A 14,333-nucleotide genomic window follows, 5' to 3' on the forward strand; every position below is an offset into this window, starting at 1 on the left:
GCCTAGGGGCACCCGCCACCCAGGGACTCGCCGCCGGCAAGGTCGCATCAGTCCACGAGCTGATCTCGATGCCATTACTTCGTCCTCGATACAGCGGAGGTGCAGCACGACCGATAGGCCGTCACGCTGGGCTTTCAGCATCACAGCGAAGATGCAATCCAACAGATCGACACCTCGCCGTGAAGACTGCGAAATTGGTTGACTCGCAATAACTCTCGTACATCTGTATCGAGAAGCTCTTCCCGATGCGATAGGGGTTGCGGAGAGGCCGCAGCCTCGGGACCACACCGACCGCAACCACCGCCGAAGATGCGGCCACACAGGACCCTCCCCATGGATCGCCAGCCGATTGCCACAACCTCCAACCGCATGGCGGACGACCTTCCCGGCGCCGAACCACCGCTCGCCAGGTGACGGGGTCAGCGGGCCTTACCTTCCCGATCGGGCGGTTCGGATAATCGCAGGACGTCCCTGATTCCGCGCATCGCTGCGGCCCCGCGCGGGATCCGAGTCACGGGCTCTGCGCGTGCGCCGGCGCTGCGACCGATCGTCACCGCAGAGCAGGCGGGCCAGGGCGCGAATGACTTCTGAACGGTCGCGCAGAGGTACACCTTTGAGGGCGTAGATGCAGATCGCGACCTTGGCCGCGGCTGCCGATACCACCGTGATTCCCGTCGTGATCGCGGCGACGGTCGCGAGCTCCATGGTTGAACCGAGTTCTCGTCGAGTGCGCTGGCTGTTGGTTTTCCACCAAATGGAGACCCCCGAGTTGGTCTTTCCGCCCGCAACGGTACGCCGCCAGTCATTGACATACAGGCTCAGGCCGTCCCACAAGTTGGCGGGCGTCGGCGCGGCACGGTGACCCTGGCCGCCGCACACCCCGGTCAAGGTCCTGGCAGTAATACTGATCTCCCCATCCGGAGGCGACGGTTACTGGAGCAGTGGCACAAACTGGACTGCGAGATCACCAACGCTGCTGCCGTGCTGAACCGCCACGGGTAAGGGACCGGCTCCGATCCGGGCCGGTTCGCGCGGCCGTAGGGAACGCGCGAATGACCATGCCTCATCATCTGCTCACCAGCACCGAACCCGCAGTGCTACATCGCAACCGCGACCAATGTCGACCGCAGTCGAAATCACCGCCTGCGCCTGCGGATTCCTGCTCGGCGGATAGCTCAGCGCACTGGCCTGGGCTCCGACCATCGAGAAGACACGCGGAGGGCTACCTCGGCTTGCCTTGAGGGTCCCGTCGAGGAATCCCCCGCCGCGCTAAGACAGCACTTATCGTGTCCGCCACAACACCGAAACGCGCTCCAACCCGGGCAAGAGACTCCCCGCCCTGATACCCGGCCACCGCCTCGTCGGTCTCCTCCTCGGACAATCGACGCGGCGAGCGCACGGCCGCTCCCCCGGCGCGAAGGATGCCAAGAACCGTTCCCCAACCCAACCGATGTTCAACAACAAGCTGATTGACGGTGCTACCCGCCTCATAGTGGGCAACAATCGCTGCCCGATGCTCCTCCGTTAGACGCCCCCGCACCGCACGCGGCGTCGACACCGCGCCCCTCCCTCCACCTTTCCTACGTCAGCCGCAGTTCTTTGCCAGAGCGCCTCCAGCGCGGCAGTAAGGGTGCCCTGGTTCGAATAACTTCGCATTAGGTCCACCAGCTGTCACAATTGAAACCCGACTTCGATAACCAGCTGACCGCGTGATAACCGCAGTTCATCGCTGTTCCCATGTTCGATGCGCCCGGCCGGAGGCACGAACCTGCGACCGCTCCGTCGGCAGGGCGACAATGCCGATCGGACAGGCAGGAGCGATGCCGGGCTGTCGAGGACAGTGATAGGTATCGAGATTCGGTCACAAAAATCTCGGGCTGGCATCGAATTCGGGGGTCAGATTCCGGTGTCTATAGGTGAAGGCACATTGCCGCCCTGCCACCGGGCGGTCGCTGACACGATCTGTGGAGGGCCGATGAACGACACGACAGCGAATCCCAACCGAACAGGAGACCTCGAATCCGCTCCGGGAGAGCGGAATTCCACGTCGATACCGAATGTTGCCGACTCGCTATCCGATGACATGTACTGGGAACATGCCGACCAACAACAGCACGCAACCAACCGTTCAATCGACGACCATCTCACAGTGATCCCGCCTGGTAAGCCACCGAGACTGACACCACCGGCGGCAGCCGCGCTGATGCGGCTGATCCGCCACGTCGCCGATACCCAGGCCAACGACCATAACAACGAGCAGGAGGCTGCATGATCAGATTCGCATTCGCCGGACGGGTCTCGACCGAGGATCAGCAAGACCCCGAATCATCGCGAAATTGGCAGCTCGCACGCGCGCGGTCCCTGATAGCCGCCCACGGCGAGATCGTGACCGAGTTCTTCGACGCAGGCCAGTCACGCTCTATCCCCTGGAAGCGCAGACCACAGGCCTCGCAACTGCTCGAACATCTGAAAGAACCCAGCCGAGGTTTCGACGCTGTCGTCATCGGCGAACCGCAACGCGCCTTCTACGGCAACCAATTCGGGCTGACCTTCCCAGTCTTCGTACACTACGGCGTGCAACTTTGGGTCCCAGAAGTCGGCGGCCCGATCGATCCCGAATCCGAAGCGCACGACCTGATCATGTCCGTGTTCGGTGGAATGTCGAAGGGCGAACGCAATCGAATCAGGATCCGCGTCCGCGCCGCGATGGCCGCCCAAGCCCAAGTCGAGGGCCGCTACCTCGGCGGCCGCCCACCCTACGGATACCGACTCACCGACGCCGGACCCCACCCCCACCCAGGCAAAGCCGCCGACGGTAAGCGTCTACACGCACTCGAACCCGACCCCACCACCGCACCGATCGTGAAACGGATCTTCACCGAATACCTGACCGGCGTCGGGATTTACGCGATCGCACAACGACTCACACAAGCCGGTATCGCGTGCCCTTCAGCCCACGACCGAGCACGTAACCCGCACCGCAGCGGCGTCGCCTGGTCCAAAAGCGCGGTACGCGCAATCCTCGGAAACCCCCGCTACACCGGATATCAAGTGTGGAACCGCCAGCGAAAACAAGAGTCACTCATCGATGTCGACAACGTCGCACTCGGACACCAGACCAGACTGAGGTGGAACCCCAAGGGCGACTGGCTGTTTTCCGATCACCGGGCCCACGAACCACTCGTCACCAGACACACCTTCGAGCAGACCCAGCAACGTCTATCCTCGCAAGGGCCGAAATCCACCGGACGCACAACCACCCGTCGACAGCATAGCTACGCGTTCAAAAGTCTTGTCTTCCACGAAACGTGCGGACGCCGAATGCAAGGCAACTGGAACCACGGCACCCCGCACTACCATTGCCGATACCCCTCCGAGTACGCCACCGCCAACGACATCGACCACCCCGTGACAGTCTACGTACGAGAAGACCGCCTCATCGGCCCCATCGACGTCTGGCTAGCCGACGTATTCCACCCCGACAGAATCGACCACACACTCTCGACTCTCCAAGCCGCACAACACGACAACGCCCCCGCACTCGACTCCGCACGACGCTCGCTCGCCGAATACGACCGCAAACTCGCCCGTCACCGAGCAGCATTGGAAGCCGGCGCAGACCCAGCCCTCGTTGCCGGTTGGACCCGAGAGGTACAACAACAGCGCGAATCAGCCATCAGCCAGATCGCCGCGCTCGAAACACAGTCCGCAGTCCACACCCGCATGACCCGCAACGAGATCCAGGAACTCGTTGGATCCCTGGGCGGACTGCTGACAGTACTGAAACGCGCTGACCCAGCCGACAAGCTGGAGATCTACCGAGAACTCGGACTGAAACTGACCTACAACCACAGAAATCACACGGTGACAGCTGAAGCTGCCCCCGTGTGCGTAGTGTCTGTGTCCGGAGGGGGACTTGAACCCCCACGCCCTTATCGGGCACTAGCACCTCAAGCTAGCGCGTCTGCCATTCCGCCACCCGGACCGGTGGTGCTCAGCAAGGTTATCGGATCCGTCCGCGAGGGCCAAATCACGGGGGTACGTGGTGGTCTGCGGGCGTGTTTGCTGAGCGCCGCCAGCAAACAGCGTCAGTTCTTCAGGGCCTCGAGCAGGGCGGCCCGCTGACGGGAGCCCAGGCCGCCGATGCGGCGGTCGACGGGGATGTCGGCCTCGTCCATGAGCTTGGCGGCCTTGACCGGCCCGATGCCCGGGAGCGCCTTGATGACGGCCGCGACCTTGGTCTTCTTGACCAGGTCTTCCTTATCGGCGCGCTTGAGCACTTCGGCCATCGAGACCTTGCCCTTGCGGACCTGCTCGATCAGTTCCGACCGGGCCTTGCGGACCGCGGCCGCCTTGGCCAGCGCTGCTGAGCGTTGCTCGGCGGTCATGGTGGGAAGTGCCATGTCTACAACCTTTCACTCGTTCGCTGGAACCTCAACGGCACCGATTGAACATCGCCGAAGCGCGGGTTGCGGTTCGACACGCCGCAAGAAAAACCGAGGTCGCGAGCACGGGACCCGGATGGGGCGCCCGGTATGCGGGTGATTTGCCGGGCTCATCGGCGGGCGACGCGGGCGATCTTGGTGGTCGGAACGGTTGCCGACCGGCCGATCGGCCGCGACAGTGGGTTCCGGTGCCGTGGTGAAATCGACCGCGGTCCGACTCGAATGACGTAGAAGGAGACGAAGTGCGCTTCGGCATATTCATCCCGCAGGGGTGGCGGCTCGACCTGGTCGGCATCGACCCGTCGGCGCAGTGGGCGGTGATGCGTGATCTGGCGCAGCGGGCCGACGCGAACGACGCGTGGGAGTCGCTGTGGGTCTACGACCACTTCCACACCGTTCCGGTGCCCACCGAGGAGGCCACCCACGAGGCGTGGACGCTGATGGCGGCATTCGCGGCGACCACCTCGCGGGTGCGGCTGGGGCAGATGTGTACCGCGATGGCCTACCGCAATCCGGCCTATCTCGCGAAGGTGGCGGCCACGACCGACATCATCTCCGGCGGTCGGGTGGAGATGGGCATCGGCGCGGGCTGGTACGAACACGAGTGGCGGGCCTACGGGTACGGATTCCCTTCGGCCGGTGAGCGTTTGGGGCGCCTCGACGAGGGCGTGCAGATCTTCCGTCAGGCCTGGACCACCGGTGAGGCCACGCTCGACGGGAAGTACTATCAGCTCGACGGTGCGATCGTGCGCCCACTTCCGTTGCAGGAGGGCGGCATTCCGATCTGGGTCGCCGGCGGCGGCGAGCGCAAGACGCTGCGGATCGCGGCGCAGTACGCGCGATACACGAACTTCACCGGCCAACCGGATGAGTTCGTGCGCAAGTCCGACATTCTGCGCGAGCATTGCGTCGAACTCGGCACCGATTTCGACGCGATCGTCCGCAGCGCCAACTTCAACGTGGTCATCGCCGCCACCGAGGCCGAGGTCGAGGATCGGCTGGCCGCGCTGCAGGACCGTCTGACCGCCGTCGCCGGGGTCGATCCGGCGAAGTCGTTCGTCGACGATATGTTCCGCGCCTCCCAGGGCGTCGGCACGCCCGCGCAGATCGTCGAAAGGCTCACGCGCCTGCGCGATCTCGGCCTCGGCTACGCGATCACCAACTTCCCCGAGGCCGCCTACGACACCTCCGGCATCGAGTTGTTCGAACGCGAGGTGATCCCGGCCCTGCGCTGATCGCCGAGCACCACGACCGCCTCGGTGAACCTCGCGACCATCTCCGAACTCGCCGGGCCACTCCGGTCCCGCGAAGCCGAGATACCGAGCGGGATTCGTGCCGAGGCGGTCGGCGTGGGCGAGTACGGCGACAGGACGCAGTGCCGGATGGAAGAATCGGACCGGTCGGTGGCGAAAGGAGTCGGTATGCGGCTGCGAGGGAATCTGATCGGGATCGCGCTGATCGCCGCGCTCGCGGCCGGATGCGGATCCTCCGCCGAGCCGACGCCGCCGCGCAGGCCCGGCGACCTGCTCGCGCAGCGGCCGCTGGCCCTGACCGATCCGACGCTGTCCGCGGCCGGGCAGGCGACCTATCTGCGCTACCTGTCCACCGCACCCGACGATTCGCCGATCGAGGTGTCCGGCGCGGTCTTCCTGCCCACCGGCCCGGCGCCCGAAAAGGGCTGGCCGGTAGTGGCTTTCGCACATGGCACCTCCGGCGTGGCGCGGCAGTGTGCCCCGACCGACTCCCCCGACCTGTTCCAGAGCGCCGACGCCGTGGCGCAGTTGCTGGCCGAGCACACCGCGGTGGTGATGACGAACTATCAGGGCCTCGACGGGCCGGGGACCTCGCCGTATCTGGATGGTCCGGCGCTGGGCCACGATGTGCTCGACGCGGTCCGCGCGGCGTACCGGGCCGGGCTGCCGCTGGGCGATCGGACGGTGCTGTACGGCATCTCGCAGGGCGGCCGGGCCGCGGAGTGGGCGTCGGAGACCGCGAAAGACTATGCGCCCGAACTGAATATCGTCGGCACCGTCCTAGTCAACCCCGCCCTGCGGCTGGACGTGGGGACGCAGATCGACGCGGGCGCCCTCAGCCGCGACCAGTACCTGGTGCTGCCGTACATCCTGGCGGGCCTGCGTTACCACCACCCCGAGTACACCGACGACCGTGTCCTGCACGGCAATCTGCTCGCCGCCGCACCGCGCCTGGCCGACAACTGCACGGGCCAGCTGACCCAGGCCGACGTCAACGTGGGCACGACGGCGACCCCGGATCAGGTCCGCTTCGTCGACGACAGCGCCCGCGCGACCTTCACCGATTACATCTCCGCCACGAATCTCCCTCGCCGCGCGACCGCCGTCCCGACGCTCGTCCTGCGCGCCGACCACGACGTCCTGGTGAATACGGCCTGGTCGAACGCCGCGGTGGCCGAGATGTGCCGCCTCGGAATTCCGGTGCGCGACACCGTCCTTCCGGGCGACCACGGCGGTTTCACCGCGGGCGGGGACGGCTGGAAGCCCTGGCTGGCCGACCGGTTCGCGGATCGGCCCGCGTCGCCCGCGACGTGCTGACTACCAGAAGCTCGGCGTAAGACCCCACACCGCGAACTCCTCCTCCACGTAGCCGCGCAGCGCCTCGCGGGTCGGGAAGCGGTCGGGATCGGCGGCGGTCACCGCGAGCGTGACGGTCTCGCCGTCGCTGGACCACGACATGTTCAGCCCCACCTCGGTGGTGCGGAAGAATTCGGTGTCCGCGGCCCGGATCACCGGCCGCATCAGCACCGCGGCCGCCGCGACGCCGTCCAGCGTCGCCACCGACTGCGCGGTCTCACCGAGGTTGGTGCACAGGCAGATCGGCGCCTTGGAGGTCCGCACGAATCGGCGCGCCACGAAATCCGGGATCACCATCTGCACCGGCTGCAGATGCTGCACCGCCGGGGTGGTCGCGGGATCGCCGTAGGAGGAGATGGCCTTCTTCGTCGCGGCCCGGATGTGGCCGAGGTCGGCGAGTTCACCCTTGCGATAGGGCACGCTGATCGGCACGCCGGTGGTGGCGTTGCCGCGCGGATCGTCGGGCCCGCGCAGCGAACGCGGAATATCGACCCGCACCTCGTGTCCGTCGTCGATGCGCCCGCAGCGCCCCAGCACGCCGACCGCGGTGCCCAGCATCAGCCCGTTGGCGGTGCCCGAATATGCGGCGGCTACCGAATTCCATTGCGCCAGAGGCACGTTCACCACCATTTCGGTGGGCTGAAACTGCTCCGGCAGATCCAGGCGCGGCTCCTGCGGGCGGTCCTGGCGGGCCGGTTCGGCGATATCGCGGGCCCGATAGGCCTTGCCGATCCCGACCGCGATCGCCCGCAACTGTCCGGCGGCATCTGCCAGATCCGTCCGCCAGCGCCCGCGCACCGGCACCTCGCCGACCAGTCGCCCGCTGCCGTCGGCGCGGGCGGCGGGCGCGCCCTGGGCGATGCGCGCCAGCGCGTCCTGGACGGCGAAGATGACCGCGCCACCGTCGGCCCCGACGTGCGAGGTGACCAGCGACAGCAGCGTGCCGCCGGCGCTCGGCGCGGCCGACAGCCGCCACAGCCGCCCGACCGCCGGATCGAATCCGGCATCGGTCTGCGCCGACAGCCAATCCACGATGGCCTCGGCGGGCACCGGATCGTCCTGCCAGTCCAGCGGAATCGACGCCGTCGCCGCCGCCCAGTACGGCCGCGCGAACGGCATCCGGGTCGGCACCACGCGCCGGGCCAGGAATCCCTGTGCCAGCTGCGCGTGGAACGCCTCCAGCACGGCCCGATCCAGCGGCTGGTCGAAACGCCAGGCCAGCTGGTTCACCAGCACCGAGCCGAACAGCCGGTGCACCTTCCAGAACAGATCGTCGTCAGCGGTGAGTCGATTGACAGCCATTGCGCCACGTACCTTTCCAAGCAATTCAGCGGGATCGCAGCGCCCGCGTCGTGATCGGCGCGAATACCAGCGCGACCACCAGCGCGCCCAGCACCGACCACGCGGCATCGGATCCGAAGCGGCCGTCGTCGGCGAGGGTGCGCACCGCCGACACCAGATGCGAGACCGGGTTGATATCGGAGACGTGCCGCAGCCAGGCCGGCATGGCCGCGGCGGGCACCAGGGCATTGGAGGCGAAGGTGAACAGCATCACGATCAGCGCCGACATGCCCTGTACCGCGGAGGGTTTCGACAGCGAGACCCCGACCGCGGCGAAGATCCAGCTCAACGCCGCGGTCACGCACACCACCAGCACCGCCCCGCCGATCAGTCCGAGCGGATGCGCGGGCCGGTATCCCATCGCGAAGCCGACGACTACGACCGTCGTCGCGGCAATGGCGTAGCGGGTGACCGCGGCGGTCAGCGCGCCGACGATCGGCGCGAGGCGCGCCATCGGCATGGCCGCGAACCGATCCTGCACACCCGAGCGAATGTCCTCGCACAGTTGCACACCCGTGGCGACCGAGGCGGTCAGCACGATCTGCACCAGCACACCGGGGATGAGGGTGGGCAGATAGGCGTGCACGCTGCCCGCGATGGCGGTGCCGAAGATGTTGCCGAACAACACCGGTCCTACGATCGGCAGCAGTGCGGCGTCGTAGAGCAGCTGCGGGCTGCGTTTGAAGGTCAGCAGTCCACGCAGCGCCATGATCATCGATTGCCGTGCGGCCGTGGCCGGTCCGATGCGGGTGATCCGCGGGCGGCGATCGATGCGTTGTGCCCGTGGCGGATCCAGGGTCACCGTCGCCATCACGCCACCCCCTCGTGATCGATGCCGCCGGTCAGGGCGAGGAACACCTCGTAGAGGTCGGGCCGGTCCACCCCGAATCTGCGCAGCCGCACCCCGGCGCGGCGCAGTTCCTCGAGAACCTTGGTGGCCCCGTCGATATCGGTCAGCGGCACCGACAGCGTGCCGCCCTCGGGCGCGACCCGTGCGGTGGCGCCGGTGACCCGTTCGGCGATCGTCATCGCGGCGAGCAGTCGCGCGGGATCGGCGAGCTCGAGGCGCAGAACCTCCTCGCCCACCGAGGATTTCAATTCATCAGCGGTGCCCTCGGCGACGATGACGCCGCGATCGATCACCGCGATCCGGTCGGCCAGTACATCGGCCTCCTCCAGATACTGGGTGGTCAGCAGGATCGTGACCCCGCCCGCGACCAATGTGCGGACCGTATCCCACATCTGGCGGCGGGTGTGCGGGTCCAGTCCGGTGGTCGGCTCGTCGAGAAAGATCAAGGGCGGCAACGTGATCAGCGTCGCCGCCAGGTCGAGTCGCCGGCGCATGCCGCCGGACAGGGTGCCGGCCGGGCGCCGGGCGGCCGCGGTCAGTTCGAACTGGTCGAGCAGTTCCTCGGCGCGGCGGAAGGCGGCGCGGCGCGACAGACCCAGCAGCTGGCCGAAGATGCGCAGATTCTCCTCCGCGGACAGATTCTCATCGACCGAGGCGTACTGCCCGGTCAGTCCGATCATCGAGCGCACGGCCGTCGCGTCGCGCGCCACGTCGTGGCCGAAGATCAGGGCGCTGCCGCGGGTGGGACGCAGCAGGGTGGACAGCAGGCGCACGGTCGTGGTCTTGCCCGCGCCGTTGGGACCCAGCAGCGCGAACACCGTCCCGCTCGGGACGTGCAGATCGATCTCGTCGACGGCGGTGAAGGAGCCGAAGGACCTCCCCAAACCCCGTGCCTCGATGGCTGTTTCGGTGGTCACGAGAACCTCCTGTCCACGGTGAACGGCACCGCCGGGCGCAGGCCCGCGCCGAGCATCGCGACGATATCGGCGGTGCGGGCCACGCCGTCGTGGCGGAATTCGGCGGCGAAGCCGGCGGCGCGCCGGGCGACGATCTCGCTGTCGGCGCGCAGCAGCGCCCGCTCCAGCCGTGCCGCCGTCAGTCGCGAAAACGGCAGCGCCGCACCGACTTCCAGCTGTTGAAGCCGCTGTCCCCAATACGGCTGGTCGGCCAGGAACGAGCACACCACCTGCGGCACCCCGGCCCGCAGCGCCGCGGCGGTGGTGCCCGCGCCGCCGTGGTGGATGGCCACCGCGCAGCGCGGCAGTACGGTCGAGTGATCGACCGACCGCACGATCGCGAGCTCAGCGGTGAATCCGGTCTCGACCGCGTTCGAGCCGGTCACGAACAGCAGTCGACGGCCCAGGCGGCGGCAGGCCGCACGCAACAACTCGATCGTGGCCGCGCCGTCGCCGACGGGCATGGAGCCGAATCCGGCATAGACCGGCGGTCCCCCGGCGGCCAGCCAATCCGACAGCCGCGCGTCGATCCGGTCGGTCACCGCGGGCGGAACCAGGAAGCCGACGAACGGGTGGTCCACGCCCCATTCGGTATCGAGCCCGCCGAACAGCCGCTCATCGTAGGCCTGGATGGCGATCCGGGCCGGACATCCGAGTCCCAGTGTCGTCCTGCGTAATTCGGCGACGTCGGGGGCCAGCGCCCAGGTGCGGGCGCGGGCGACTGCCCGCCAGCCCGCCCGGTTGAGCGATCCGGGCAGGCGCGTGCCGAACGGGGCGGGCACGATCGGCACCGAGCGGCTGGGCCGGATCGGGAAGTAGTGCATCGCCGCGAACGGTGCGCGCACGGCGGCGGCCACGCCCTCGGCGACCTCCTCATTGGCCATGGCGCCGATCACCACATCGGCACCATCGGCCAGCGGCAGCAGATCCCGCGCCGCCTCGCCGAAGCCCTGGCGGTTGAGTTCGCGCAGCGCCCGCAACCGGGCGCGCGGCCCGCCCCGGCCGCGGCGTTGCAGCTGAGCGCGCAGCAATGTGTCGGTGTCCAGACCGAACGGCCTTGCGGGAACACCGTATTCGGTGGCGAAATCCACGAGATTCGGTGATACCGCCAGTGTCACCTCGTGGCCGCGGCGGGTCAGCTCGCGGGCGAGCAGCACGCCCGGTTGCGCGTCACCGCGACTACCCCCGAAGGCCAGCAGGGCCCTCATACGCCCACTCCGCGCGTCAGCGCGCGGCCGGGTCGATAGTTGCCGGTCGTGGCGATCTCGACCAGGGTGGCGCGCAGCCGCTCGGCATAGCCGCTCAGCCGTTCCCAGGCCACCGGCACATCCGGAGCGCCGATGCTCACGAAGTACTCGGTATCGTTGCGCCCCAACCAGATCGACAGCGTGGAGGTGGTGCCGTCGGCGGTGAAAATCCGGGTGTCCGCGCCCGGCGCCTGCTGCGCGGAGGCGCGCCGCAGATCCAGCAGGGTGACGAAACTCGGTTCCCGCGTGATCAATTCGGCGCCGCGGCCGGACCGCAGCACCCGCGCGATCGCGCCCTGCGCGGGCAGTCGCGACATCAGCCGGCCCCGGTCCAGCGCCGCCTTGGCCGCGGGCAGCACACCGGTGAAATCCGGTGTGCCCGCCACGGCGAAGGAGACCGGGACGAAGTTGCAGTACCAGCCCTGTCCGGTGGCGAAGCGCTCCCCGAAGCGGGTGCCGACCACGTTGAGGGTCCAGTACCGGTCGCGTCCGGTCAGCTCGTAATCGGTGAGCGCGAGCGCGGTGAACAACGCCGCCGACAGCGATGTGCCCGAATTCTCCAGCACCGCATCGAAACCGCGGGCGAGCTCGCCGTCGAGCAGGATACGGCTGCGGATGCGGCGGGGATACCGCCGTCCCGGTTCGGTGCCCAGGTCCAGCACCGACACCGGTATCCGATAGTCCGTCTCGGCCAGCGCCCGATCCCAGTGCGGATACAGCTCGTCGGCGAGTGCGTCCGTGGCGCGGTCGTATTCGCAGGCGGCGTAGTCGACATTGGATCCGCCGGGCGCGGGCCAGCGCGGCGGGCGATCGGAGACCGCCGCCTGATACCGCTCGGACAGTTCCAGCGCCGCGAGCGCCTGCGACATGCCGTCGCTGAGCGCATGATCGGCGATGAACACCAGCGCGAATCCGTCGGTGCCCGGTACGGCCGCGAAGGCCGCGGGCGGCCAATCGAACGGCGAGGCGGCGCGTTCGAAGTAGTGCCGCAGCACATCCGTCCACCCATCACCCTCGGCGTCGCCGTCGAGCGCGGTCGCCTCGAATTCGACCGTGGCCGGATCGACCACATGCCGCACGAATCCGTCCTCGGCGGGCTCGAACCAGGTGCGCAGACCGTCGTGGGCGCGCACGAATTCGGTGACCGCGTCCACCACCGCGGTGAGGTCCAGCGGGCCCGAAACATGGGTCACCACACCGAGATATGGCGCGTGTTCGGGATCGCCGACGGCGGCGCGCAGATGATCCAACTGCAGAAATCCGGGCGGCACCGGGGAGGCCACCGCGCCGACCGCCGCGATCCGGGCCGCGGCAGTGGGCCGCACCACGATCGGCCGTGCGCTCACCCGCAGCGTCTCGTCCGATCCCCCGGTACGCATCAGGCCGCCCCTTGGCTGGCCACCACCATCAGCGCGGGCGCGAGCTCGGCCGTGGCGGCCTCGCCGAATTCCCGCAGGATGGCGGTGAATTCATCGATGAAGCGCTGCAGCACGGCGGCGGAATAGCCGGCCGGGAACCGCGCCGAGATGTTGAGCCCCTCGGCCGCGCGCACGACCCAGAAGTACACCTCATCGGTGGAATAGGAGTCCGCCCGCAGCGCGCGCCCGCGCAGACCCGCGATGATCTCGTTGTCGGGCAGGCGACGGATATCGACATACGACACCGCGAACCGCGGCCGGTCCCGCACCTCGAGCAGTTCGAAGATGCGGTCGGCGGGGGCCAGCGTGGCCGGCTTGGCCGCGCGCAGCGCGCCGTCGGTGGCGACGAGCGCGTCGCGGTAGTTCGCGCCGCCGGGGACCGGGATCGCCAGCGGGACGATGTTGACGAACCAGCCCATCGACTCGGCCCAGCACTTGTGCGGGCGGGTGGCCACCGGCATGATCGTGCGGAATTCCGCGGTGCCCGACAGTCGGCACGACGCCAGGGCCAGCGCCGCGAAGACCGCGGTGGTGGGCCGGTGGCCCAGTGCCGAGGCGGCCTCCTCGGTGGCCCCGATCTCGGCGTCGGTGAGCAGCCACCGCGACACACTGGTCTGCGGCTGGCCCGCGGTGTCCTCGACCGCCGCGATCGGCGGCGCGAACCGGGGGAACCGGCCCTCGGAGGCCGACAAGAAGTTGCGCCACACCTCGGTGGGCGCGCACTCCGTGGTCAGTGCGGCCGCGGCCTGGCGTTCCACCAGCGCGTAATCGGCCGGGCTGGCGAAGGTGTCGGAATGCGGCAAGCTGGTGCCGTCGAGCAGCGCGCGATACAGGGCACGCAGTTCGGTGACGATGAGCACCTGGCTGTAGGCGTCCATCACCGAATGGTCGGCGCCGACCAGCACGGTGAAGTTGTGGGTATCGCGGTGTTCGACCGTGGCGATCACCACGTGCGGCCAGACCAGCGGCGAGAGCCGCTCTTCCAGCGTGTCGCGCAGGTAGTCGTTGAGTTCGGCCGAGGCACTGACCTCGGACACCCGCTCGTGCACGATGTCCACGTCCAGCGCCGCGCAGGTCAGGCGGCCGATGCCGGATTCGGTGGGTGCGACGGTGGTGCGCAGTCCCTCGTGGCGGGCATGCCACGCCCACACCAGATCACGCACGGAACGGGCGTCGAAGGGGGCGTCCATCTCGAAGATCGTGCCGATCCAGCGGCCGCGGCCGGGGCGCGGATCGGTGGCGTCGAAATTGCGATGGTAGTTCTCGTGGACGCACGTCAGCGGGCGTTCGTCCGCTTTCCATTCGGTGCCGGGTGCGCGGACCGCGCTCCACAGCGTGAGGGTTCCGGGCCGGATATCGAAATGCGAAAGGATCGTGTATTCCATTGTTCCCTCATTGGACCTTGCAATGCCTGCGCGTGCGATGAAGCGAGCACGCAAGAATATGCGCTGAAAGTTTTTGTCGGGG

11 protein-coding genes, 1 tRNA gene and 1 pseudogene are annotated in these 14,333 nt (G+C 68.1%); 4 read left to right on the forward strand and 9 right to left on the reverse strand.

Going from position 1 to position 14,333, the window contains the following annotated elements; translation table 11 throughout:
- Positions 1-429: 429 nt before the first annotated feature.
- A complete protein-coding gene (locus tag ACIA76_RS00005) occupies positions 430-888 on the reverse strand; it encodes a hypothetical protein (RefSeq protein ID WP_397146596.1) in 459 nt (152 codons plus the stop codon).
- A 1,087-nt stretch (positions 889-1,975) separates the two neighbouring features.
- Here ACIA76_RS00005 and ACIA76_RS00010 point away from each other — a divergent pair.
- Positions 1,976-2,272: a hypothetical protein gene (locus ACIA76_RS00010; protein ID WP_397146598.1), complete on the forward strand. Its 297-nt coding sequence runs from the start codon at positions 1,976-1,978 to the stop codon at positions 2,270-2,272.
- Positions 2,269-3,168: pseudogene (locus tag ACIA76_RS00015) on the forward strand (recombinase family protein); the annotation flags it as partial. The gene ACIA76_RS00010 and the pseudogene ACIA76_RS00015, both read left to right, overlap by 4 nt.
- Before the next feature lie 733 nt (positions 3,169-3,901).
- Here the strand turns inward: ACIA76_RS00015 and ACIA76_RS00020 are convergent.
- Both ACIA76_RS00020 and mihF read right to left on the reverse strand, forming a co-directional pair.
- Positions 3,902-3,985, reverse strand: a tRNA-Leu gene (locus tag ACIA76_RS00020).
- A 103-nt stretch (positions 3,986-4,088) separates the two neighbouring features.
- Positions 4,089-4,403 carry an integration host factor, actinobacterial type gene (gene mihF / locus ACIA76_RS00025; protein WP_397146600.1) on the reverse strand — a complete coding sequence of 105 codons (315 nt, stop codon included), beginning with the start codon at positions 4,401-4,403 and terminating at the stop codon, positions 4,089-4,091.
- Between the two features lie 284 nt (positions 4,404-4,687).
- Between mihF and ACIA76_RS00030 the strand changes: the two genes are divergently transcribed.
- Together ACIA76_RS00030 and ACIA76_RS00035 are read left to right on the forward strand one after the other, a co-directional pair.
- A complete protein-coding gene (locus ACIA76_RS00030; RefSeq protein WP_397146602.1) occupies positions 4,688-5,680 on the forward strand; it encodes an LLM class F420-dependent oxidoreductase in 993 nt (330 codons plus the stop codon).
- A gap of 186 nt (positions 5,681-5,866) precedes the next feature.
- Positions 5,867-7,015, forward strand: coding sequence for a lipase family protein (locus ACIA76_RS00035; protein ID WP_397146604.1), 1,149 nt, complete (start codon positions 5,867-5,869; stop codon positions 7,013-7,015).
- Here the strand turns inward: ACIA76_RS00035 and ACIA76_RS00040 are convergent, their stop codons facing one another.
- The 6 genes from ACIA76_RS00040 to ACIA76_RS00065 are packed head-to-tail and all read right to left on the reverse strand — an operon-like array spanning position 7,016 to position 14,251.
- Positions 7,016-8,356, reverse strand: coding sequence for a hypothetical protein (locus ACIA76_RS00040; RefSeq protein ID WP_397146606.1), 1,341 nt, complete (start codon positions 8,354-8,356; stop codon positions 7,016-7,018).
- Positions 8,357-8,381: 25 nt separating this feature from the next.
- Positions 8,382-9,206 (reverse strand): ABC transporter permease, encoded by an 825-nt coding sequence (locus tag ACIA76_RS00045; RefSeq protein WP_397146608.1) that lies wholly within the window; start codon positions 9,204-9,206, stop codon positions 8,382-8,384.
- Entirely contained in the window at positions 9,206-10,162 is a 957-nt protein-coding gene (locus ACIA76_RS00050; RefSeq protein ID WP_397146610.1) for an ATP-binding cassette domain-containing protein, read from the reverse strand. The genes ACIA76_RS00045 and ACIA76_RS00050 overlap by 1 nt, the downstream gene beginning before the upstream one ends.
- Complete coding sequence (locus ACIA76_RS00055) at positions 10,159-11,409, reverse strand: glycosyltransferase (RefSeq protein WP_397146612.1); 1,251 nt, start codon at positions 11,407-11,409, stop codon at positions 10,159-10,161. The genes ACIA76_RS00050 and ACIA76_RS00055 overlap by 4 nt, the downstream gene beginning before the upstream one ends.
- Entirely contained in the window at positions 11,406-12,827 is a 1,422-nt protein-coding gene (locus tag ACIA76_RS00060) for a condensation domain-containing protein (protein WP_397146614.1), read from the reverse strand. The genes ACIA76_RS00055 and ACIA76_RS00060 overlap by 4 nt, the downstream gene beginning before the upstream one ends.
- Complete coding sequence (locus ACIA76_RS00065) at positions 12,827-14,251, reverse strand: condensation domain-containing protein (RefSeq protein WP_397146616.1); 1,425 nt, start codon at positions 14,249-14,251, stop codon at positions 12,827-12,829. Before ACIA76_RS00065 ends, ACIA76_RS00060 begins: the two co-directional genes overlap by 1 nt.
- Positions 14,252-14,333 lie beyond the last annotated feature (82 nt).

Source organism: Nocardia sp. NPDC051570, from assembly GCF_044454005.1.
GTDB lineage: Bacteria > Actinomycetota > Actinomycetes > Mycobacteriales > Mycobacteriaceae > Nocardia.